Consider the following 26,098-nt stretch of genomic DNA (forward strand, 5'->3'; position numbering starts at 1 on the left):
CAATGTGCAGGACATCTACCCCCTGGCGCCGCTGCAGGAAGGCATTCTCTATCACCACATCGCCGCCGAGCAGGGCGACCCGTACCTGTTGCAAACCCGCCTGGCGTTCGACAGCCGCGAGCGCTTGCAGGTGTTTGCCGGGGTCTTGCAACAGGTCATTGCGCGCCACGATATCTTGCGCACCAGCGTGCTCTGGGAAGGCCTGGAACAGCCCCTGCAAGTGGTCTGGCGCCACGCCGAACTGGTGCTCCAAGAGCTGACCCCGGACCCGGCTGCCGGCGACGTCATGGCCCAGTTGCAGCAAGGCTTCGACGCCCGTCATTACCGCCTGGACATCACCCGCGCACCGCTGATTCGCCTGGTGCACGCCTGGGACCCGGCACAGCAACGGGTGCTGGCGATTTTGCTGTTTCATCACCTGGCCATGGACCACACCGCGCTGGAGGTGGTGAGCCAGGAAATGCAGGCGCTGATCGCCGGCCAGGGCGCGAGCCTGGGGGCCGCGGCGCCGTACCGCAACTACGTGGCCCAGGCGCGCCTGGGTGTCAGCCAGGCCGAGCACGAGGTGTTCTTCCGCGAGATGCTTGGCGACATTGACGAGCCGACCCTGCCGTTCGGTTTGCAGGATGTGCAGGGTGACGGCCGCGATATCGAAGAGGCGGCGCGGCCCCTTGACCCGGTGCTGAACCGCCGTCTGCGGGAACAGGCGCGGGTCCTGGGGGTCAGTGCCGCAAGCCTGATGCACCTGGCCTGGGCTCAGGTGGTGGGGCAACTCAGCAACCGCCGGGACGTGGTGTTCGGCACCGTGCTCCTGGGCCGCCTGCAAGGCGGCGAGGGCGCCGACCGGGCGCTGGGCATGTACATCAACACCTTGCCGCTGCGGGTCGATGTCGGCGCCGTGGCCCCGCGGGCCGCGGTCAAGGCGACCCACGCCCGCTTGAGCGCCTTGCTCGGCCATGAACACGCCTCCCTGGCCCTGGCCCAGCGTTGCAGCGGCGTGGCCGCGTCCGGGCCGCTGTTCAGTGCCTTGCTCAACTACCGCCACAGCAATGCCAGCGCCCAGCCTCAGGCCGGGCCGCAACTGTGGGACGGGATCGAGGTGCTGGGCGCCGAAGAACGCAGCAACTACCCGCTGACCCTGAGCGTCGACGACCGTGGCGACGGCTTTGTCCTCAGTGTCTTGAGCCTGGCGTCGATTGGCGCCGCGCGCATCGGCGGCTACATGCAGGCCGCGCTGGAACAACTGGTGCAGGCGCTGGAACACGGCTCCAGCGTGCACCTTGAGCAGCTGTCGATTCTGCCGGTCGATGAGCGCCAACAGCTGTTGCAACAGTTCAACCCCAACCCTGTGGACTACCCCCAGGGGCACACCGTGCATGGCCTGTTCGAAGCCCGGGCCGCCGAGGCCCCGGACGCGGTCGCGGTGATCCAGGGCGGGCAACGCCTGAGCTACGGCCAGCTCAACCAGCAGGCCAACCAGTTGGCCCATCACCTGTTAGCCCTGGGGGTACAGCCCGATGATCGGGTGGCGATCAGTGTGCGCCGTGGCCCGGACATGCTCTTGGGTCTGCTGGCGATCCTCAAGGCTGGCGCGGCCTATGTGCCAATCGACCCGGCGCTGCCGGCCGAGCGCCTGCGCTACTTGCTGCAAGACAGTACTCCGGTGGCGTTGCTGAGCCAGGGTGAGCTGCTGCAGCAGTGGGCCAGCGCAGAGTTGCCATTGATCGACCTGGATCAGCGCGACTGGCTGGCGCAGCCGACGAGCAATCCGAGCGGTACCGGGCTGACCCCGGCGCACTTGGCCTATGTGATCTACACCTCGGGTTCCACTGGCTTGCCCAAGGGCGTGATGGTCGAGCACCGGACCCTGGAAAACCTGGTGCACTGGCACAACCAGACCTTCGACCAACACCCGGGCAGCCAGGTGTCCAGCGTCGCCGGCTTCGGTTTCGACGCCATGGCCTGGGAGGTCTGGCCGACCCTGTGCGCGGGGGCGACCCTGCACCTGCCGCCGGCCGAGGTCGGCAACGACAACCTCGAACAACTGCTGGCCTGGTGGCAGGCGCAGCCGCTGGAGGTGAGCTTCCTGCCGACCCCGGTGGCCGAATACGCCTTTGGCCGCCAGCTGCAACACCCCACCCTGAAAACCCTGTTGATCGGCGGTGATCGCCTGCGGCAGTTCAACCAGGCCCAGACCTTTGCCGTGGTCAACAACTACGGCCCGACCGAGGCCACGGTGGTTGCCACCTCGGGGCCGGTGGCGGTGGGGCAGGTGCTGCACATCGGCAAGCCGATGGGCAATGCGCGCATCTACTTGCTGGATGAACAGCAGCGGCTGGTGCCGATGGGGGTCGCCGGCGAGCTGTACGTGGCGGGCGCCGGGGTGGCGCGGGGTTACCTGAACCGCCCGCAAATGAGTGCCGAGCGCTTCCTGGCCGACCCTTTCAGCCCCGAGCCCGAGGCGCGCATGTACCGCAGCGGCGACCTGGCGCGCTGGCTGGCCGACGGCAGCCTTGAGTACCTGGGCCGCAACGACGACCAGGTCAAAGTGCGCGGAGTGCGCATCGAACTGGGGGAAATCGAGACCGCCCTGGCCGCCCATGCCGGGGTCAAGGACGCCGTGGTGCTGGTGCGCGAGGGGCGTCTGGTGGCGTATTTCACCGAGCAGGCGGGCCCTCTCGACATCGAGTCGTTGCGCACACAGGTGCAGGGCAGCCTGCCCGACGCCATGGTGCCGGCGGCCTACGTGCGGCTCGAGGCGCTGCCACTGACGGCCAACGGCAAGCTCGACCGCCAGGCCCTGCCGGAGCCGGGGGCGGACGCGGTGCTCAGCCGTGGCTATGAGGCGCCGATGGGCGCGGTGGAAATCGCCCTGGCGCAGATCTGGGCCGAAGTGCTCAAGGTCGAACAGGTCGGGCGCCACGACCACTTCTTTGAACTGGGCGGGCATTCGCTGCTGGCGGTGAGCCTGATCGAGCGCATGCGCCAGGCGGGTATGAGCGCCGACGTGCGCATCCTGTTCAGCCGGCCGACCCTGGCCGACCTGGCCGCCGCCGTGGGCAGCGGGCGCGAGGTCGAGGTGCCGGCCAACCGCATTCCTGCCGGTTGCCAGCGCATCACCCCGGACCTGCTGCCCTTGGTGGCGCTGGACCAGGCGGCCATCGAACGGATTGTCGCCAGCGTCCCCGGGGGCGTGGCCAATGTGCAAGACATCTACCCCTTGGCGCCGTTGCAGGAAGGCATTCTCTACCACCACATCACCGCGGAGCAGGGTGACCCCTACCTGCTGCAGACGCGCCTGGCCTTCGACAGCCTGGCGCGTCTGCAGGCGTTTGCCGGGGCCCTGCAACAGGTGGTGGAGCGCCACGACATTCTGCGCAGCGCCGTGCTCTGGGAAGGCCTGGACGCACCGGTGCAGGTGGTCTTGCGTGAGGCCGACCTGGTGGTGCAAGAGGTGCTGCTCGACCCTGCGGCCGGGGATGTACTGGCGCAACTGGGGGCGCGTTTCGACGCCCGCCATTACCGCCTGGACCTGACCCGTGCCCCGCTGATCCGCCTGGCCTATGCCCAGGACCCGGTGCAGCAACGGGTGGTGGTGCTGTTGATGTTCCACCACATCGTCCTCGACCACACCGCGTTCGAGGTGGTGCGCCAGGACATGCAGGCCTGCCTTATGGGCCAGGCCCGGGACCTGGGCCCGGCCATGCCCTATCGCAACTACGTGGCCCAGGCGCGCCTGGGTGTCAGCGAGGAGGAGCACGAGGCGTTCTTCCGCGACATGCTCGGTGACATTGACCAGCCGACGCTGCCGTTCGGCTTGCAGGATGTGCAGGGCGACGGCCATGCCATTGAAGAGGCCCGGCAGTTGCTGCCTGCCGGCCTGAGCCAGGACCTGCGCGATCAGGCGCGGCTGTTGGGCGTCAGCGTCGCCAGCCTGGTGCACCTGGCCTGGGCCCGGGTGCTGGCGGTGGCCACCGGCACCGACCAAGTGGTGTTCGGCACCGTGCTGGTCGGGCGCATGCAGGGCGGCGAGGGCGCCGACCGGGCGCTGGGGATCTTTATCAACACCTTGCCGTTGCGGGTCGATGTCGGCGTGCTCGACGCCCGTGCCGGTGTGCGGGCGCTGCACCAGCGGCTGAGCGCCTTGCTCGGCCATGAGCACGCGTCCCTGGCCCTGGCCCAGCGTTGCAGCGGGGTGGCGGCGCCGCTGCCGCTGTTCAGCGCCATGCTCAACTATCGCCACAGTGCTGCCGGCGCGGCCCAGCCCGAGGCGCACCCGGCCTGGCAAGGCATGCAGACCCTGGCCCACGACGGGCGCACCAACTACCCGTTGAGCCTGAACGTCGACGACCTCGGCGACGGCTTCAAACTGACCGCCATGACCCTGCAGCAGATCGGCGCGCAACGGGTGTGCGGTTACATGCAGACCGCCCTGGAATCCCTGGTCCAGGCTCTGGAACAGCGCTCGCCGCTGGCCCTCAATCGCCTGCCGATCCTGGCGCCGAGCGAGCGTGAGCGCTTGCTGCAGGCGCTGACTAGCAGCGACCTCGACGGCGGCCTTGAAGGCGACCTGCAGCCGACCCTGGCGCAACGCTTCCAGGCCCAGGTCGAACGCACCCCGGACGCCGTGGCGCTGCAATTCGAGCAACAGTCCCTGAGCTATGCCCAGCTCAATGCCCGGGCCAACCAGTTGGCCCATCACCTGCGCGAGCAAGGGGTCGGCCCGGATGTGCGGGTGGCGATCTGCATCGAGCGCAGCCTGGAACTGGTGATCGGCCTGCTGGCCATTCTCAAGGCCGGCGGCGCCTACGTGCCGCTGGACCCGGCCTACCCGCCGGAGCGCCTGGCTTACATGCTGGAGGACAGCGCGCCGGCCGCATTGCTGGTGCACGGCGCCACCCGTGACCTGCCGGGCCGGGCCCCGGGGCCGCTGATTGACCTCGACCTTTTCGACGGCCACCCGTACTCGACGGACAACCCCCAGGTGCCGGGCCTGACGGCGCGGCATTTGGCCTATGTGATCTACACCTCAGGTTCCACCGGCACGCCCAAGGGGGTGATGGTCGAGCAACGGGGGCTGGTCAACCTGCTGCACTGGAGTGCCCAGTTGTGCCCGGCAGCGGCGGGCGACAGCCTGTTGCAGAAAACCCCGCTGAGCTTCGATGCCTCGGTCTGGGAGCTGTTCTGGCCACTGACGGCGGGCCTGCGCCTGGTGCTGGCCCGCCCCGATGGGCATCGTGAACCGCGCTACCTGGCGCAGTTGATCCGCGAGCAACAGATCACGGTGATTCAGTTCGTGCCGGCCATGTTGCAGTTGTTCCTGGAGCTGGATGAGGTTCGCCAGTGCACCAGCCTCAAGGAGGTGTTCTGCGGCGGGGGCGAACTGAGTGCGGGCCTGGCTCGGCGCTTCCAGGCGCTGCTGCCCCAGGCGCGCTTGCACAACGTCTATGGCCCGACCGAGGCCACGGTGGACAGCACAGTCTGGACCCTGGAACCCGGGGCGCCGGTGCCCGAGGTGCAACTGCCGATCGGCCGACCGATTGCCAACACCCGGCTGTATGTCCTGGACGCCGAGGGTGAGCCGGTGCCGGTGGGCGCCAGTGGCCACCTGCATATCGGTGGCGCGGGCGTGGCCCGGGGTTATCTGGGCCTGCCCAAACTGATGGCCGAGAGCTTTATCGACAGCCCGTTCGTGGCCGGTGACCGCCTGTACCGCAGCGGCGACCTGGTGCGTTACCAGGCCGACGGCAACCTGCAGTTCCTCGGGCGCAACGACTTGCAGGTCAAGCTGTATGGCCTGCGCATCGAACCGGGGGACATCCAGCAACACCTGGAGCACTTCCCGGGGATTTCCGAGGCGGTGGTGCTGGTGCGCGAAGACGTGCCGGGCGACCCGCGCCTGGTGGCCTACTACAGCACCCGCGCCGACAGCCCCGTGCCCGAGGCCGAGGCCTTGCGCGAGCACCTGTTGCAGCACTTGCCGGAGTACATGGTGCCGGCGCTGTTCGTGGCGTTGCCGGCGTTGCCCCTGACCCCCAACGGCAAACTCGACCGCAAGGCCCTGCCGGCCCCGGATCAATCGGCACTGTTGCAGCGGGCCTATGCCGCCCCGGTGGGCGAGGTCGAAACCACCCTAGCGCGGATCTGGGCCGAGGTGCTCAAGGTCGAGCAAGTGGGGCGTCATGACCACTTCTTCGAACTGGGCGGGCATTCGCTGCTGGCGGTGAGCCTGATCGAGCGCATGCGCCAGGTCGGCCTCAGCGCCGATGTACGCGTGCTGTTCAGCCAGCCGACCCTGGCTGCGCTGGCGGCGGCCGTGGGCAGCGGGCGTGAAATCGAGGTGCCGGCCAACCGGATCGGCGCCGATTGCCGGCACATCACGCCAGAGTTGCTGCCGTTGCTGGACCTGAGCCAGGCGGCCATCGACCTGATCGTTGCCAGCGTCCCGGGCGGCGCGGCCAACGTGCAGGACATCTACCCCCTGGCGCCGCTCCAGGAAGGCATTCTCTATCACCACTTGATGGCGGAGCAGGGCGACCCCTACCTGTTGCAGTCGCAGATGGCCTTTGACAGCCGGCAGCGTTTGCAGGTGTTTACCGACGCCTTGCAGCAGGTCATCGAGCGTCACGACATCCTGCGCACCAGCGTGCTGTGGCAAGGCCTGGAGCAACCGGTGCAGGTGGTCTGGCGCCACGCCGAACTGCAGGTGCAGGAGGTGGTGCTGGACGCCGCCGACGGCGATGTCCTGGGTCAGTTGCAGCAGCGCTACGACGCCCGGCATTACCGCCTGGACATGACCCGTGCGCCGCTGATCCAGCTGTTGCACGCCAAGGACCCGGTGCAGCAGCGGGTGGTCGCGATCCTGTTGTTCCATCACCTGGCCATGGACCACACCGCGCTGGAAGTGGTGGGCCATGAACTGAGTGCCTTCCTCGGCGGCCAGGGCGCGAGCCTGGGGGCGCCGGTGCCGTATCGCAACTACGTGGCCCAGGCGTTGCTGGGGGCCAGCGAGCAGGAACACGAGGTGTTCTTTCGCGACATGCTCGGCGATATCGAACAGCCGACCCTGGCGTTCGGCTTGCAGGACGTGCAGGGCGACGGTCGCGACATCGAGGAGGTCAGCCAGGCCCTGGCGGGCGAACTCAGCGGGCGTATCCGCCGTCAGGCCCGTGGCCTGGGAGTCAGCGCCGCAAGCCTGTTCCACCTGGCCTGGGCTCGGGTCCTGAGCGCCACCAGCGGCCAGCCCAACACGGTGTTCGGCACCGTGCTGATGGGCCGCATGCAGGGCGGCGAGGGGGCCGACCGGGCCCTGGGGATGTTTATCAATACCTTGCCGTTGCGGGTGGATATCGACGCCACCTCGGTGCGCGACGGGGTGCGGGCGACCCATGCCCGGCTTACAGCGTTGCTCGGTCACGAACACGCCTCCCTGGCCCTGGCCCAGCGCTGCAGCCAGGTGGCGGCGCCGCTGCCGTTGTTCAGCGCCATGCTCAACTATCGCCACAGTGCCCAGGCGCAGGTGCAGCCGGCTACCCAGGCGCTGTGGCAGGGCATCCAGACCCTGGCCAGCGAGGAGCGCAGCAACTACCCGCTGAGCCTCAACGTGGATGACCTGGGTGAAGACTTCCGCCTGAACGTCATGACCCCGGCGCGGATTGGTGCCGAGCGGGTGTGCGGCTACATGCGCACGGCCCTCGAAAGCCTGGTGCAGGCCCTGGAAACAGCCCCGCACAGCGCCCTGGAGCGCCTGGCGATCCTGCCCGCGGCCGAGCGCCAGCAGTTGCTCGGTGACGGCCAGGGCACCGGCGAGGCCTACGCGGTCGAGCAGACCCTGCATGGCCTGTTCGAGGCCCAGGTGCAACGCACGCCGGAGGCCGTGGCCGTGCTCATCGACGATCAGTTCCTGAGCTATGCCCAGCTCAATGCTCAGGCCAACCAAGTGGCCCATCGCCTGCTGGCCCTGGGCGTGCGCCCGGATGATCGGGTGGCGATCTGCGTCGAGCGTGGCTTGTCGATGCTGGTGGGCCTGCTGGGCATCCTCAAGGCCGGTGCCGGTTACGTGCCCATCGACCCGAGCTACCCCGCTGAACGCATTGCGTTCACCCTGGAAGACAGCGCCCCGGTGGCCCTGCTGCTGCACACAGAGACCCTGCAACTGGCGGCTGAATGGCCGCTGGCGCAGATCGACCTCGACAGCCCGGCCTTGGCCGATGAAGCAATGGACAACCCCCAGGTGCCGGGGCTCAAGGTCTCGCACTTGGCCTACGTGATCTACACCTCGGGTTCCACCGGGCTGCCCAAAGGGGTGATGGTCGAACATCGCCAGGTCACCCGGTTGTTCTCGGCGACCCAGGGCTGGTTCGACTTCAACCGTCGCGATGTGTGGGCGCTGTTCCACTCCTTCGCCTTCGACTTCTCGGTCTGGGAAATCTGGGGCGCGCTGCTGCACGGCGGCCAGTTGCTGGTGGTGCCGCAACTGGTCAGCCGTTCGCCGGACGAGTGTTATGCGCTGTTATGCCGGGCCGGGGTGAGCATCCTCAACCAGACCCCGAGCGCGTTCCGCCAGTTGATCGCGGCCCAGGGCCGCAGCGACCTCAAGCACTCCCTGCGCCAGGTGATATTCGGCGGCGAAGCCCTGGACCCGGGCATCCTCAAGCCCTGGTACGAGCGCGTCGGCAACGCCGGCACGCGGCTGGTGAACATGTATGGCATCACCGAAACCACGGTGCATGTGACCTACCGCGCCCTGGAGGCGGCCGATGCCCGAGTGCCGGGTGTCAGCCCGATTGGCGGGCCGATTCCCGACCTGCAGCTGTACCTGCTGGACCCGCAGCACGAACCGGTGCCGGTGGGGGTGGTGGGTGAACTCTACGTCGGCGGCGCCGGGGTGGCCCGGGGTTACCTGAACCGTGACGCCTTGAACGCCGAGCGCTTTATTGCCGACCCGTTCAGCACCCAGGCCGCAGGCCGGCTGTACAAGACCGGCGACCTGGGTCGCTGGTTGGCGGCGGGCAACCTGGAATACCTGGGGCGCAACGACGACCAGGTGAAAATCCGTGGTTTCCGTATCGAGCTCGGCGAAGTCCAGGCCCGCCTGGCCGCGTGCGATGGGGTGCGCGAAGCCGTGGTGATTGCCCGCGAAGACGAGCCCGGTGACCAGCGCCTGGTGGCCTACCTGGTGGCCGAGGACGGCCAGCAACCAAGCGCCGCCGAGTTGCGTGAGCAGATGCTCGTGTCCCTGGCCGAGTACATGCTGCCCAGCGCCTTTGTGTTGCTGCAAGCGTTGCCCCTGACCGGCAACGGCAAGCTGGATCGCAAAGCCTTGCCGGTCCCCGACGGTGCTGCGCTGGCCCGGGGCGGCTATGTCGCCCCGGTGGGCGAGGTCGAACAGCGGATCGCCACCTTGTGGCAAGCGCTGCTGAAGGTCGAGCAGGTCGGGCGCCATGACAACTTCTTCGAGCTGGGCGGGCATTCGCTGCTGGCGGTCAAGCTGATGGAGCGCATGCGTCAGCTGGATCTGCGGGCGGATGTGCGGGTGCTGTTCGGCCAGCCGACCCTGGCGGCCCTGGCCGCTGCAGTGGGCGGCACCGACGAAGTACGGGTGCCGGCCAATCTGATCGGTGCCCGGTGCACGGCGATCACCCCGAACATGCTGCCCCTGGTCAAACTCGACCAGGCCGCCATCGACCGGGTTGTGGCCACGGTGCCGGGAGGCGCCGGCAATGTGCAGGACATCTACGGTCTGGCGCCGTTGCAGGCGGGGATTCTCTATCACCACTTGAGTAGCCCGGCGGGCGACCCGTACCTGTTGCAGATGCACCTGGGCTTTAGCGGCCTGGCCCAGGTGAAAGCCTTTGTCAGCGCCCTGCAAGGGGTGATTGCGCGCCACGACATCCTGCGCACCAGCCTGGTCTGGGACAGCCTCGACGAGCCGGTGCAAGTGGTCTGGCGCGAGGCACCGCTGGCCCTGGAGCGGGTCGATGACGACCTGCTGGACGGTGACGTGCTGGAACAGATGCAACAGCGTTTCGACCCGCGGCACTATCGTCTGGACCTGGGCCAGGCCTCGATCATGCGCTTTGCCTACACCCGTGACGAAGCCAATGACCGCTGGCTGGGCGTGTTGCTGCTGCACCACATCCTGCTGGACCACACCTCCCTGGCCGTGCTGGTGGAGGAAATGAGCGCCAGCCTCGGTGGCCTTGCCGAGGGCCTGGCCGCGCCGGTGCAATACCGCAACTACGTGGCCCAGGCGCGCCTGGGGATCAGCGAAGAGGCCCATGAAGGGTTCTTCCGCGAGATGCTCGGTGATGTCGAGGAGCCGACCTTGCCGTTCGGCCTGCACGACGTGCAGGGCGATGGCAGTGGCATCCAGGAGTCGCACCTGGCGCTGGACCCGGCCCTGTGCCGGGCCGTGCGTGAGCAGGCACGGCAGCTTGGGGTCAGCGCCGCGAGCCTGATGCACCTGGCCTGGGCGCAAGTGCTGGGCCAGGTTTCGGGCCAGGATGACGTGGTGTTCGGCACTGTGTTGCTGGGGCGGATGCAGGGCGGCGAGGGTGCCGATCGGGCCCTGGGCATGTTTATCAATACCTTGCCGCTGCGGGTAGCAGTCGGCGCCATGACCGTGCTCGACGGGGTGCGTGCGACCCATGCGCGGCTGGCGCAATTGCTTGGCCATGAACACGCGCCGCTGTCGCTGGCCCAGCGTTGCAGTGGGGTGCCGGCGGCCACGCCGCTGTTCAGCAGCTTGCTCAACTATCGCCACAATGCGCCGGACGCCGAGGCCGGTAACCCGGCGTCGGTGTGGGACGGGATCGAAGTGCTCAACGCCCGCGAGCGCAGCAACTATCCGCTGGTGCTCAACGTCAATGACCTGGGGCAGGCCTTTGAACTGACGGTCCAGGCCCTGGCCGAGGTGGACGGGGCACGGGTCGGCGAGTACATGCGCTGTGCCTTGGACAACCTGGTGCGCGCCCTGGAGGAGGCACCGAACACGCCGTTGCAGCAGTTGTCGATCCTGGCACCGGCCGAACGCGAGCGGGTGCTGCACGGCTTCAACGCCACGGCCCGGGCCTACCCGGACCAGCAGGCGCTGCATCGGCTGTTCGAAGCCCAGGTGCAGGCCAACCCCCATGCGGTGGCGGCGGTGCATGGCGAGCACCTGCTCAGCTATGAACAGCTGAACCAGCGTGCCAACCGCCTGGCCCATGCCTTGCTGGGCCTGGGCGTGCAGCCGGGGGACAGCGTCGCGACTCTGTTGCCCCGTTCCCTGGACTTGCTGACCAGCCAACTGGCGATCAGCAAGTGCGCGGCGGCCTATGTGCCGCTGGACATCAACGCCCCGGCGGAGCGCCAGTTGTTCATGCTGGCCGACAGCCAGGCACGGCTGCTGCTGACCCACAGCGGTGAACTGCTGGCGTGCCCGAGCCAACGCATCGAATTGGACCGCCTGGACCTCGACCCGCAGCCCACCCGCAACCCTGACCTGGCGCCGTCGTCCGAAAGCGTGGCGTACATCATGTACACCTCCGGTTCCACCGGCACGCCGAAAGGTGTGCGGGTGCCGCACCGTGCGGTCAGCCGCCTGGTGCTGAACAACGGCTACGCCGATTTCACGGCCCGGGACCGGGTGGCCTTTGCCTCCAACCCGGCGTTCGACGCCAGCACCCTGGAAGTCTGGGCGCCGCTGCTCAATGGCGGGCGCGTGGTGGTGGTCGACCAGGACGTGGTGCTGTCCAGCCAGGCCCTGGGGGCGCTGTTGCTCGCCCAGGAAGTCAGCGTGCTGTGGATGACCGCCGGGTTGTTCCAGCAGCATGCCGACGGCTTGTTGCCGGCGTTCCGCCAACTGCGTTACCTGATGGTCGGCGGCGATGTGCTGGACCCGGCCGTGATCGGTCGAGTGCTGGCACACGGCGCGCCCAAGCACCTGCTCAATGGCTACGGCCCGACCGAAGCCACGACCTTTTCCACCACGTTCGAGATCAAGGCCGTGGGGGCCGGGAGCATTCCCATCGGCCGGCCAATCGGCAACAGCCGGGCCTATGTGCTCGATGCCCGGCAACAGCCGGTGGCCGTGGGTGTGGTCGGCGAGTTGTACATCGGCGGCGCCGGGGTGGCCCTGGGTTACCTCAACCAGCCTCAACTGACGGCGGCAATGTTTATCGCCGATCCGTTTATCACCGAGGGCTCTGGCGATGATGCGCAAGGCTTGATGTACCGCACCGGTGACCTGGCCTGCTGGCGTGAAGACGGCGTGCTGTTGTACCAGGGGCGCAATGACCAGCAGGTCAAATTGCGCGGCTTCCGCATCGAGCTGGGGGAGATTGAAACCCGGGTCGCGGCTTGCGCCGGGGTCAAGGATGTGGCCGTGCTGGTACGCGAAGATGCCCCGGGGGACAAGCGCCTGGTGGCGTACTGCACCCCGCTGGTGGCCGGCGAAACCCTGGACATCGAAGGGCTGCACAGCACCTTGCAAGGCCAGTTGCCGGATTACATGGTGCCGGCGGCCTACGTGCAGTTGCCGGTGCTGCCGCTGACCGCCAACGGCAAGCTCGACCGCAAGGCCCTGCCAGCACCGGACGCCTCGGCGCTGCTCAGTCGTGCGTACGAAGCGCCCCTGGGTGAGGTGGAAATCACCCTGGCGCGGATCTGGGCCGGGGTGCTCAAGGTCGAGCAAGTGGGGCGTCACGACCACTTCTTCGAACTGGGCGGGCACTCCCTGCTGGCGGTGAGCCTGATCGAGCGCATGCGCCAGGTTGGCCTCAGCGCCGACGTGCGCGTGCTGTTCAACCAGCCGACCCTGGCCGCCCTGGCGGCGGCGGTGGGCAGCGGGCGTGAGATCGAAGTCCCGGCCAACCGGATCGGCGCCGATTGCCGGCACATCACGCCAGCGCTGCTGCCGTTGCTGGACCTGAGCCAGGAGGCCATCGATCTGATCGTCGCCCAAGTCCCGGGCGGCGCGGCCAACGTGCAGGACATCTACCCCCTGGCGCCGTTGCAGGCGGGGATTTTCTACCACCACATCAGCGCTACCCAGGGCGACCCGTACCTGCTGCAATCGCGCCTGAGCTTCGACAGCCTGGAGCGCCTGCAGGCCTTTGCCGAGGCCTTGCAGCAGGTGATTGCGCGCCACGATATTTTGCGCACCAGTGTGCATTGGCAAGGCCTGGAACAGCCGGTGCAGGTGGTTTGGCGTCACGCCGAACTGCAGGTACAAGGGCTGCAACTGGACCCGGCGGCGGGGGACATCGTCGAGCAATTGCAGGCGCGTTTCGACGCCCGTCACCACCGTGTGGAACTGACCCAGGCACCGCTGATGCGCCTGATCCATGCCCCAGACCCGCAACACGGGCGAGTGGTCAGCCTGCTGTTGTTCCACCACCTGGCCCTGGACCATACAGCGATGGAAGTGGTGGGCGCCGAGATGCGTGCGCTGCTGCTGAAACAGCCCGGCCCGTTGGGGACACCGGTGCCGTACCGCAATTACGTGGCCCAGGCCCTGTTGGGGGCGAGCGAAGAAGAACACGAGACGTTCTTCCGCGACATGCTCGGGGATGTCGAGGAGCCGACCTTGCCCTTTGGCCTGCAGGACGTGCAGGGCGATGGGCAGAACATCGACGAGGCGCACTTGCCGTTGCCGCCGGCCCTGAGCCAGCGTCTGCGGGAGCAGTCGCGTCAACTGGGGGTGAGTGCCGCGAGCCTGATGCACTTGGCCTGGGCCCAGGTACTGGGCCAGGTGTCCGACCGTGAGGACGTGGTGTTTGGCACCGTGCTGATGGGGCGGATGCAAGGCGGCGAGGGTGCCGACCGTGCCCTGGGGGTGTTTATCAACACCTTGCCGCTGCGCGTGGCGCTGGGTGAAACCGGCGTGCGCGAAGGCGTGCGGGCGGTGCACCGGCGCTTGAGTGCGCTGCTCGGTCACGAGCACGCGTCCCTGGCGTTGGCCCAGCGTTGCAGCCAGGTGGCGGTCAGTGCGCCTCTGTTCAGTGCCTTGCTCAACTATCGCCACAGCGCCCACGAAGGGCTGCATGACGAGCAAACACCGTGGGCCGGCATCGAACTGCTGGGGGGCGAGGAACGCAGCAACTACCCGCTGAGCCTGAGCGTCGATGACCTGGGCCAGGGGTTTGCCTTGAGCGTGTTGGCCGTGGCGCACCTGGGTGCCCAGCGCATCTGCGGTTACATGCACACCGCCCTGGAGCACTTGGTCCAGGCCCTGGAGCAGAGCCCGGGCGTGGCGTTGAACCGCCTGCCGATCCTGCCCGAGGCCGAACGCCAGCACCTGCTGGAAAGCTTCAACGCCAGCACCCGGCACTACCCGCGCGGGCAGACCATTCATGGCCTGTTCGAAGCCCGGGCCGCCGAGAGCCCCGACGCGCTGGCAATGGTCCAGGGCTCGCAGCGCTTGAGCTATGGCGAACTCAACGCCCAGGCCAACCAACTGGCGCAGCACCTGCTGGCATTGGGGGTGCAGCCGGACGAGCGGATCGCCATCTGCGTGCAGCGCGGTCCGGCGATGCTGGTGGGCCTGTTGGGGATCCTCAAGGCCGGCGCCGCCTATGTGCCGGTGGACCCGGCGCTGCCGAACGAGCGCTTGCGTTACTTGCTGGAAGACAGCGCGCCCCTGGCGCTTTTGAGCCAAGGGCACCTGCTCGGGCAACTGCCGGCCCTGGCACTGCCGGTCATCGATCTGGACGCTACGGCCTGGCATAACGCTGCGCTGGCCAACCCGTCATGTGCCGGGCTGACCCCGGCGCACTTGGCCTACGTGATCTACACCTCGGGCTCCACCGGTTTGCCCAAAGGGGTGATGGTCGAGCACCGGACCCTGGAGAACCTGGTGCACTGGCATAACCAGGCGTTTGCCCAGCAGGCCGGCAGCCAGGTCTCCAGCGTTGCCGGCTTTGGCTTCGACGCCATGGCCTGGGAAGTCTGGCCGGCCTTGTGTGGGGGGGCGACCCTGCACCTACCGCCACGGGACATCGGCAATGAAAACATCGAGCAGTTGCTGGCCTGGTGGCAGGCCCAGCCGCTGGAGGTGAGCTTCTTGCCGACACCGGTGGCCGAATACGCTTTCCACCAGCAGTTGCAGCACCCGACCCTGAAGACCCTGCTGATTGGCGGCGATCGCCTGCGCCAGTTCACCCGGGCCCAGGGCTTTGCGGTGATCAACAACTACGGGCCGACCGAAGCCACGGTGGTCGCCACCTCGGGCGCGGTGCAGGTGGGGCAGGTGCTGCACATCGGTACGCCGATGGCCAATGCCCGGGTCTACCTGCTGGATCGGCAGATGCGTCCGGTGCCGGTGGGCGTGACGGGTGAGTTGTACGTGGGCGGCGCCGGGGTCGCCCGGGGTTACCTGAACCGCTCGCAAATGACCGCCGAACGGTTCCTCGCCGACCCGTTCAGCCAGGACCCCGAGGCGCGCATGTACCGCAGTGGTGACCTGGCGCGCTGGCTGGCCGATGGCTCTATCGAGTACCTGGGGCGTAACGACGACCAGGTGAAAATCCGCGGCATGCGCATCGAACTGGGGGAAATCGAAACCGCCCTGGCGCGCTTCCCCGGCTTGAGCGAGGCCGTGGTTTTGGCCCGCGAGGACGGCGCGGGGCACACGCGCCTGGTGGCGTATTTCACCGCTGCCGAGCACGTGCAGATTGAGGCGCTGCGGGCCGAGCTGCAGGCCAGCCTGCCCGGGCATATGGTGCCGTCGGCCTATGTGCAATTGCCGGCGCTGCCGCTGACGGCCAACGGCAAGCTGGACCGCAAGGCCTTGCCGGAACCGGCGGCCGAGGACCTGATCAGCCGCGAATACCAGGCCCCCCAGGGGGCGGTGGAAGTCGCCTTGGCGCAGATCTGGCAGGAGGTGCTCAAAGTCGAGCAGGTGGGGCGTCATGACCACTTCTTCGAGCTGGGCGGGCATTCGCTGTTGGCCGTCAACCTGATCGAACGCATGCGCCAGGCGGGCCTGAGCGCGGATGTGCGCATCCTGTTCAGCCAGCCGACCCTGGCCGCCCTGGCGGCGGCCGTGGGCAGCGGGCGTGAAGTGAAGGTGCCGGACAACCGCATTCCGGCCGATTGCCAGCGCATCACCCCGGACATGCTGCCCCTGGTGCAACTCGACCAGGTGACCCTCGACGCGGTACTGGCGCGGGTTCCCGGTGGTGCGGCCAATGTGCAGGACATCTACCCCCTGGCGCCGCTGCAGGAGGGCATCCTCTATCACCACATCACCGCGCGGCAGGGCGACCCGTACCTGCTGCAATCCCACATGGCCTTTGCCGACCGTTCGGTGTTCGCGGCCTTCACCGAGGCCTTGCAACAGGTCATCGCGCGGCACGACATCCTGCGCACCGGCGTGCTCTGGGAAGGCTTGCAGCAACCGCTGCAAGTGGTGTTGCGCAACGCTCCGCTGGTGGTGCGCGAGGAACTGCTGGACCCGGCGGCCGGGGACATTCTCGGCCAGCTTCATGCCCTGTACGACGCCCGTCATCACCACCTGGATATCAGCCAGGCGCCACTGATGCGCGTGCATTTCGCCCATGACCCGGCCAATGCGCGGATCGTCGCCGTGGTGCTGTTCCATCACCTGGCCCTGGACCACACCGCCATGGACGTGGTCGGCCACGAGCTGCGGGCGTTCCTCCTCGGCGAGGGGGGCAACCTGGGGGCGCCGGTGCCGTACCGCAATTACGTGGCCCAGGCGCGCCTGGGTGTCAGCGAGCAGGAGCATGAGGCGTTTTTCCGCGACATGCTCGGCGACATTGACGAACCGACGCTGCCGTTCGACCTGCAAGACGTGCAGGGCGACGGCGGGGATATCGAGGAACGCAGCCAGGCCTTGCCGAGTACCCTGAGCGCCCGTTTGCGCCATCAGGCTCGCTTGCAGGGAGTGAGTGCCGCGAGCCTGTTCCACCTGGCCTGGGCCCGGGTGCTGGCCGGCACGTCCGGCAAGCCGGCGGTGGTCTTCGGCACGGTACTGCTGGGGCGGATGCAGGGCGGCGAGGGCGCGGATCGGGCCCTGGGTATGTTTATCAATACCTTGCCGTTGCGGGTCAACGTCGACCAGGTTTCGGTGCGCGAGGGGCTGCGGGCCACCCACGGGCGGCTCAGTGCCTTGCTCGGCCATGAACATGCGTCCCTGGCCCTGGCCCAGCGTTGCAGCGGGGTGGCGGCGCCGTTGCCGCTGTTCAGTGCCATGCTCAACTACCGCCACAGTCAGGACACGCAGCAGCCGGAAGCGGTGCACGCCTCGGCCCATGGCATCCAGACCCTGGCCGGCGAGGAGCGCACCAACTACCCGTTGAGCTTGAACGTGGACGATCGCGGCGAAGGCTTCAGCCTGACCGCCATGACCCCGGCACGGATCGGCGCGCAGCGCATCTGCGGCTACATGCAGACCGCCCTGGAGTCCCTGGTGGACGCCCTGGAACGGGCGCCGGACATGGCCCTGAATCGCTTGCCGATCCTCCCCGGCGCCGAGCGCCAGCACCTGCTGCTGGACCTCAACGCCACCGCAGTCGGCTATGACCTCGAGCAGACCTTGCATGGCCTGTTCGAGGCCCAGGTGGAGCGTACGCCAGAGGCGCCGGCACTGCTGGCCGGTGGGCAGCAACTGAGCTACCGCCAGCTCAACCAGCGGGCCAATCAGTTGGCCCACCACCTGCGGCTCCAGGGCGTGAGTGCCGACAGCCGGGTGGCGATCTGTGTCGAGCGCGGGCTGGAGATGGTCGTCGGCCTGCTGGCGATCCTCAAGGCCGGCGGCGGTTATGTGCCGATCGACCCGAGCTACCCGGCAGAGCGCATCGCCTACATGCTTGAAGACAGCGCGCCGGTAGCGGTGCTGGTGCAGGGCGCGACGCAGCACTTGGTGGACCTCGGGCTGGCCCCGCTGATCAGCCTCGACGCGCCGCTGTGGCCGGCCGAGCCGCTGGACAATCCGCAGTGGCCCGAGTTGCACGCCGGGCACCTGGCCTACGTGATCTACACCTCGGGTTCCACCGGGCAGCCCAAGGGCGTGATGAACGAGCACGGCGCGGTGGTCAACCGCCTGCTGTGGATGCAGGACGCCTATGGCCTGACGGCTGCGGACGCGGTGTTGCAGAAGACCCCGTTCAGCTTCGACGTCTCGGTGTGGGAGTTCTTTTGGCCGCTGATGACCGGTGCGCGCCTGGTGATGGCGCGTCCAGAAGGGCACAAGGACCCGGCCTACCTGAGCCAGGTGATCCAGGCCGAGGGCATCAGCACCGTGCATTTTGTGCCGTCGATGCTCGATGTGTTCCTGGCCCACGGCGCCGATGCGGCCTGCGGCGCCTTGGTGCGGGTGATCTGCAGTGGCGAAGCGCTGCCGGGGAGCCTGGTACGGCGCTTCAAGCAGCAATTGCCGGGCAGCGAGCTGCACAACCTCTATGGCCCGACCGAGGCCGCAGTGGATGTCACGGCCTGGAACTGCGCCGGGCCGGTGGAGCAGACCCCGGACAACACGCCGATCGGCAAGCCCATCGCCAACACCCGCATGTACCTGCTCGACGAGCAGCTGCAGCCGGTGCCCCAGGGCGTGGTGGGTGAGCTGTACATCGGTGGTGTGCAGGTGGCGCGGGGTTACCTGAACCGCGCGCAACTGAACGCCGAACGCTTCCTGGTGGACCCGTTCAGCCCTCTGGCCAACGCGCGGATGTACCGCACCGGCGACGTTGCCCGCTACCGCGCCGACGGCCATATCGAGTACCTGGGGCGCAACGATGACCAGGTCAAGCTGCGCGGCCTGCGCATCGAGTTGGGGGAAATCCAGGCACGCCTGACCCAGTTGCCGGAGGTCAAGGAAGCGGTGGTCCTCGCCCGTGAAGACGTGCCGGGGGACATGCGCCTGGTGGCTTACTACAGCACCCGGGAGGCCGGCCAGCGCCTGGCGGTGGAGGCCCTGCGCGGGCACCTGCTGCAGCACTTGCCGGAGTACATGGTGCCGGCGCTGTTTGTGCACTTGGAGGCGCTGCCCCTGAGCCCCAACGGCAAGCTGGACCGCAAGGCCCTGCCGGCCCCGGGGCTGGAGGCGGCCATCGTGCGTGAATACGAAGCGCCGCAAGGGGAGACGGAAATCCTCCTGGCCCGACTCTGGGCCGAACTGCTCAACGTGGAACGCGTTGGGCGCCACGACAACTTCTTCGAGTTGGGCGGGCACTCGCTATTGGCCGTGAGCCTGATCGGCCGGCTGCATCAGGAAGGCATGGAAGCCGATGTCAGGGCCTTGTTCGAACAACCGACCCTGGCCGGGTACGCGGCAATTACAGAAAGAATGGAGATCGTCCTGTGAGCGTGATTGAACTGTTGGCAACCCTGAAGGCAAAAGACATCCAACTGGCGTTGCGCGATGAGCAACTGATTGTCCAGGGCAACCGCCAGGCCCTGACCGAGCCTGCGGTGATCGCCCAGTTGCGCGAGTACAAGCCGGTGCTGATCGAGATGATCCGCTCGGGGCAGTACTCGGCGCCCAAGTCCGGCCAGGTGGCGGTGCCGGTCAACGGCATCCTGCCCGGCTGCACCCGGATCACGCCGTCGATGCTGACCCTGGTGCAACTGGACCAGGAGGCCATCGACCGCCTCGTCGCCAGCGTCCCGGGGGGCGCCGCCAACGTGCAGGACATCTACCCCCTGGCGCCGTTGCAGGAGGGCATTCTCTACCACCACGCCAGTGCCGGGCAGGGCGACCCCTATGTGATGCAGGCGCATTTCGCCTTTGACCATCGGCCCCGCCTGGAGGCCTTTGCCCAGGCCTTGCAGGCGGTGATCGAACGCCATGACATCCTGCGCACCGCAGTGCTCTGGGAAGGCCTGGAGACACCGCTGCAAGTGGTCTGGCGCCAGGCCACTCTGGCGTTGCAGGAGGTGCCGCTGGCGCCGGCCGACGGCGATATTCTTGAGCAGTTGCACCAGCGTTTCGACGCCCGCCACTACCGCCTGGACGTGACCCAGGCGCCGCTGATCCGCCTGGCCTATGCCGAGGACCCGGCCAACCAGCGCCTCGTCGCCGTGCTGCTGTTTCACCACATGGCCCTGGACCACAGCGCCCTGGACGTGGTGCGCCAGGAAATGTGCGCCTTGCTCCTGGGCCAGGGCCATCTGCTGGGCCCGGCCGTACCGTTCCGCAACTACGTGGCCCAGGCCCGGTTGGGCATGGGCGAGGAGGAGCACGAGGCGTTTTTCCGCCAGATGCTTGGCGACATCGACGAGCCGACCCTGCCGTTCGGCCTGCATGACGTGCAGGGCGACGGCAGCGCCATCGACGAATTCAGCCTGCCCCTGGACCCACAGCTGTGCCAGGGCCTGCGGGCCCAGGCGCGACAACTGGGGGTGAGCGCCGCGAGCCTGTTCCACAGCGCCTGGGCCCAGGTGCTGGGCGCGCTGTCGGGCAAGCGCAAGGTGGTGTTCGGCACGGTGCTGATGGGGCGCATGCAGGGCGGCGGTGACAACGACCGGGCCCTGGGCATGTTTATCAATACCTTGCCGTTTCGGGTCGACCTCGACGGCTGCACGGTGCAGGACGGGGTCAAGGCGGCCCACGCCCGGCTCACCACCTTGCTGCGCCATGAACACGCACCGCTGGCCCTGGCCCAGCGCTGCAGCGGTGTCTCCGCACCGGCACCGCTGTTCAGCAGCTTGCTCAACTACCGGCACAGCGCGCCGGCCAGCGGCAACTTGATCACGGCCTGGCAGGGCATCTCCAGCCTGAACTCCGAAGAACGCACCAACTACCCGCTGACCATGAGCGTGGATGACCTGGGCCAGGGCTTTGTCCTGACCTTGCTGGCCTGCCGCGAGGTGACCCGCAGCGGGTTTGCGACTACCTGCGCTGTGCCCTGGAAAACCTCGTGCACGCCCTGGAACAGGCACCGCAGCAGGCCCTGGAGCAAGTGTCGGTGCTGCCGCTTGCCGAGCGCGAGCAGCTGCTGGCCCTTAACCCGCCCCGGGTCGACTACCCGCAAGGGCTGACCATCGGCCAGCGCGTGGCGGCCCGGGCGGCGACCCAACCGGACGCCGTGGCGGCGATTCATGAAGGGCAGCAACTGACCTACGCCGAGCTCAATCGCCGGGCCAACGGCCTGGCCCGGCGCCTGCTGGACCTGGGGGTACAGCCCGATGACCGGGTGGCGGTGATCGCCCGTCGCGGCCTCGACACCCTGGCCGGCCTGCTGGCGGTGCTCAAGGCCGGTGCCTGTTATGTGCCGATTGACCCGGCCCATCCCCTTGAACGCCTGAACTACCTGCTGGCCGACAGCGCCCCGGTGGCGCTGCTGACCCAGGCCGACCTGCGCGGCCGCCTGCCGGCGTTTTCGGGGCCGCTGATCGAGCTGGAGGAGGGCGCCGGGAGCGACGCAGCCTGCGATGATCCGCAATTGCCGCAACTGACCGCGCAGCATTTGGCCTATGTGATTTACACCTCCGGTTCCACCGGCCTGCCCAAGGGGGTGATGGTCGAGCACCAGACCCTGGGCAACCTGGTGGACTGGCACAACCAGGCCTTTGACCTGGGGCCGGGGCGCCATACCTCGAGCCTGGCCGGTTTCGGGTTTGATGCCATGGCCTGGGAAATCTGGCCGGCGCTGTGTGCCGGGGCGACCCTGCATTTGCCGCCTGTCCAGGACGGCACTGAAGACCTCGACGCGCTGCTGGCCTGGTGGCGCGCCCAGCCCCTGGACGTGAGTTTTTTGCCGACCCCGGTGGCCGAGTACGCCTTCAGCCAGCACCTTGAGCACCCGACCCTGCGCACCCTGTTGATCGGCGGTGATCGCCTGCGGCACTTCTCCAGGGCCCAGGCATTCGAGGTGATCAACAACTACGGCCCCACCGAGGCCACGGTGGTGGCGACCTCGGGCCGGGTCGAGGCCGGGCAGGTGCTGCACATCGGCAAGCCGATGGCCAATGCCCGTGTCTACCTGCTGGACGAGCAGCAACGCCCGGTGCCCCTGGGGGTGGCGGGGGAGCTGTACGTGGGCGGCGCCGGGGTGGCTCGGGGCTACCTCAACCGTGCCGATTTGACCGCCGAGCGTTTTCTGCACGACCCGTTCAGCGATCAGCTCCAGGCGCGCATGTACCGCAGCGGCGACCTGGCGCGCTGGCTCGCCGACGGCAGTCTGGAATACCTGGGGCGCAACGACGACCAGGTGAAAATCCGTGGCCTGCGCATTGAATTGGGGGAAATCGAAAACCGCCTCAACCAACTGGCCGGCATTCGCGAAGCCGTGGTGGTGGCCCGTGAGGATGAACCGGGCCAGCCCCGGCTGGTGGCCTATTTCACCGAACAGGCAGAGGTCGAACCCTTGGCCCCGGCCGAGCTGCGCCAGCAACTGCTGGCCCACCTGCCGGACTACATGGTGCCGGTGGCCTACGTGAAACTCGACGGCTTGCCGCTGACTGCCAACGGCAAGCTGGACCAGCGCGCCCTGCCAAAACCCGACCGGGCGGCGACCTTCAGCCGCGCCTACGAGGCGCCTCTGGGCGAACTCGAAACCACCCTGGCGCAGATCTGGGCCGAGGTGCTGCAGGTCGAGCGCGTGGGGCGTGGCGATCACTTTTTCGAGCTGGGCGGGCATTCCCTGCTGGCGATGCGCATGGTCTCCCAGGTGCGCCTGCAGTTGGGGGTGGAGCTGGCCCTGGGCGAGCTGTTTGCCAACCCCGAACTGGCCGCCGTGGCCCAGGTGCTGGCCCAGGCGGGGCGCAGCGCCTTGCCACCGATCCTGGCGGTGCCGCGGGACGAGCCGTTGCCCCTGTCGTTTGCCCAGCAACGGCTGTGGTTTATCGCCCAGTTGAAAGGGGTGGAAAGCGCCTACAACATTCCCATCGCGCTCGGCCTGCGGGGTCGCCTGGATACCGTGGCCCTGCAACGGGCCCTGGCGCGGATCGTCGAACGCCATGACAGCCTGCGCAGCCGCTTCACCCTGGAGAACGACGAGCCTTGGGTGCAGATCACCCCGACCGAGGCCGGCTTCCCATTGCCGTGCCAGGACTTGGCCGGCCAGCCCCTGGACCTGCTGCAGGAACAGGTGCGGGCCCACAGCGCCCAGGCCTTTGACCTGCAACAGGGGCCGCTGATTCGAGGGCAACTGCTGCGCCTGGCGGATGAGCACCATGTGCTGCTACTGGCCTTGCACCATATCGTTGCCGACGGCTGGTCGATGGGCGTGCTGACCCGGGAACTGGTGGCGCTGTACCAGGCCTTCAGCCAGGGCCAGGACGACCCGCTGCCGGCGCTGGCCTTGCAGTACGGCGACTTTGCCGTGTGGCAACGGCGCTGGCTCAGCGGCGAGTTGCTGCTCAAGCAAAGTGCCTACTGGCAACAAGCCCTGGCCGGCGCCCCGGCCGTGTTGTCGCTGCCCAGCGACCGGCCACGCCCGGCCCAGCAGGATTACGCCGGTGGCTGTGTCGAGCTGTGCCTGGATGAACGCCTGAGTGCCGGGCTCCAAGCCCTGAGCCAGCGCCATGGCAGCACCGTGTTCATGACCCTGCTGGCGGGCTGGAGCCTGCTGCTGAGCAAGCTCAGCGGCCAGCCTGACCTGGTGATCGGCTCGCCGGTGGCCAACCGCACCCGGGCCGAGGTTGAAGGCTTGATCGGCCTGTTCGTCAATACCCTGGCCCTGCGCATCGATGTTTCGGCGGCGCACACCGTCGAAGCCCTGCTGGCCCAGGTCAAGGCCGTGACCCTGCAAGCCCAGGCCCATCAGGACCTGCCGTTCGAGCAAGTGGTGGAAGTCACCCGGCCCCAGCGCAGCCTGTCCCACAGCCCGTTGTTCCAGCACATGCTGGCCTGGGACAGCGGCTCGGGATCGGCCCTGGTGCTGGGCGACCTGCAACTGGAGGCGGTCAGTGGTGGCGAGCATTTCGCCAAGTTCGACCTGAGCCTGACCCTGGGCCAGAGCGAAGGGCGGATCGGCGGGTCTCTGGTGTACGCCACGGCCTTGTTCGATCACGCCACGGTCGAGCGTTACCTGGGGTATTTCGAGGCGGTGTTGCAGGCCATGGTCGCCAATGACCAGCAGGCCCCGGAGCACATCAGCCTGCTTGACCCGCAGGCCCGGGAACAGGTGTTGCACGGCTTCAACCCGGCGCCGGTGGACTTCCCCCGGGGGCAGACCCTGCATGGGCGCTTCGAGGCCCAGGCGCGGCTCACCCCCCATGCCCTGGCCGTGCAAGCCGGCGACCAGCGCCTGAGTTATCGCGAACTCAACGAGCGGGCCAACCAACTGGCCCATCACCTGCGCGAGCAGGGCGTGGGGGTGGATTCGCGGGTGGCTATCTGCGTTGAACGCGGGCCGGGCATGGTCATCGGCCTGCTGGCGATCCTCAAGGCCGGTGGCGCCTATGTGCCCCTGGACCCGAATCACCCAGCGCAGCGTCTGGCCTGGCTGCTGGAGGATTGCGCGCCGGTGGCGGTGCTGGTCGAGGACGCCACCCGCGGCCTGCTCGGCGCTGTGGAGACGCCGCTGATCAGTGTTGACCAGCGCTGGCTGCAACCGTCGAACAACCCCGACGTGCCGGAGTTGAACGCCCAGCACCTGGTGTATGTGGTCTACACCTCCGGCTCCACCGGCCTGCCCAAAGGGGTGATGCTGGAGCACCACAACCTGCTCAATCTGGTGGATTGGCATAACCAGGCCTTCGCCCAAGGGCCGGGCAGCCAGACCAGCAGCGTTGCCGGTTTCGGCTTTGACGCCATGGCCTGGGAAATCTGGCCGGCCTTGTGCGTCGGCGCCACGGTGCACCTGCCGCCGGCCGGCGTGGGCAGTGCCAACCTCGATGCGTTGCTGGACTGGTGGCGCGCGCAACCCCTGGACCTGAGCTTCCTGCCGACCCCGGTGGCCGAATACGCCTTTGCCCAGCAGTTGGGTCACCCGACCTTGCGCACCCTGTTGATCGGCGGTGACCGCCTACGGCAGTTCGCCGAGGAACAGCGCTTCAGCGTGGTCAACAACTACGGGCCGACCGAAGCCGCCGTCGTGGCGACCTCGGGTCGTATCGAGGCCGGGCAGGCCCTGCACATCGGTACGCCCATCGCCAACACCCGTATCTACCTGCTGGACGAACAGCTGCGGCCGGTGCCGATCGGTGTGGCCGGTGAGCTGTACATCGGCGGTGCCGGGGTGGCGCGGGGTTATCTGCACCGCCCGGACCTGACTGCCGAACGCTTCCTCGACGACCCCTTCGTCGAGACGCCGGGCGCCCGTATGTACCGCAGCGGCGACCTGGCCCGCTGGCTGGCCGACGGCCGTATCGACTACCTGGGACGCAATGACGACCAGGTGAAAATCCGCGGCGTGCGCATCGAGCTGGGCGAGATCGAAACCCGCCTCAACGGTTACCCCGGGGTCCAGGAGGCGGTGCTGCTGGCCCGTGAGGACGAACCGGGGCAGACCCGGCTGGTGGCTTATTTCACCCTGGCCGAGGCGGGCGTCGAGGTGGCGGCCGCCGAGTTGCGCGCCCACCTGCTGACCCAGTTGCCGGACTACATGGTGCCGGTGGCGTATGTACGGATGGACGCGTTGCCCTTGACCGCCAACGGCAAGCTCGACCGCCGGGCCTTGCCCAAACCGGACCTGACGGCGTTGCTCAGCCGCGACTATGAAGCGCCCCAAGGCCCCGTCGAAATCCGCCTGGCGCAGATCTGGGCACCGCTGCTGCAGGTGGAGCGGGTGGGGCGTCACGACCACTTCTTTGACCTCGGCGGCCACTCGCTGCTGGCCATGCGCATGGTGTCCCAGGTGCGGGCGCAACTGGGCCTGGAACTGGCCCTGGGTGAGCTATTCGCCAACCCGGAACTGGCCGCCGTGGCCCGGGCCCTGGAGCAGGCCCAGGCGGACAGCCTGCCGCCGATTCTGGCGACGACCGGGGAGCAGAAACGGCCGCTGTCGTTTGCCCAGCAGCGGCTGTGGTTCCTGGCGCAGATAGAGGGCGTCGGCAGTGCCTACAACATCCCCTTGGGCCTGGGGTTGCGCGGGCCGTTGCACGTGACAGCGCTGATCCAGGCCCTGGAGCGCATCGTTGAACGTCATCAGGTGTTGCGCAGCCGCTTTGTGCAGATCGACGATGAACCCCAGGTGCTGATGGCGGC

At 68.0% G+C, this 26,098-nt stretch carries 1 protein-coding gene and 1 pseudogene (1 of these 2 cut by a window edge); both read left to right on the forward strand.

Annotation, left to right across the window (positions count from 1 at the left end):
* Positions 1-19,309 (forward strand): non-ribosomal peptide synthetase (locus tag M1B35_RS16640; protein WP_268262540.1); only part of this gene is annotated, 19,309 nt, incomplete at its 5' end.
* Positions 19,306-26,098: pseudogene (locus tag M1B35_RS16650) on the forward strand (amino acid adenylation domain-containing protein); it runs 7,894 nt beyond the window's last position. The gene M1B35_RS16640 and the pseudogene M1B35_RS16650, both read left to right, overlap by 4 nt.

Origin of the sequence: Pseudomonas morbosilactucae, from assembly GCF_023241665.1 — a bacterium.
In the GTDB taxonomy this organism is placed as follows: Bacteria; Pseudomonadota; Gammaproteobacteria; order Pseudomonadales; family Pseudomonadaceae; genus Aquipseudomonas; species Aquipseudomonas morbosilactucae.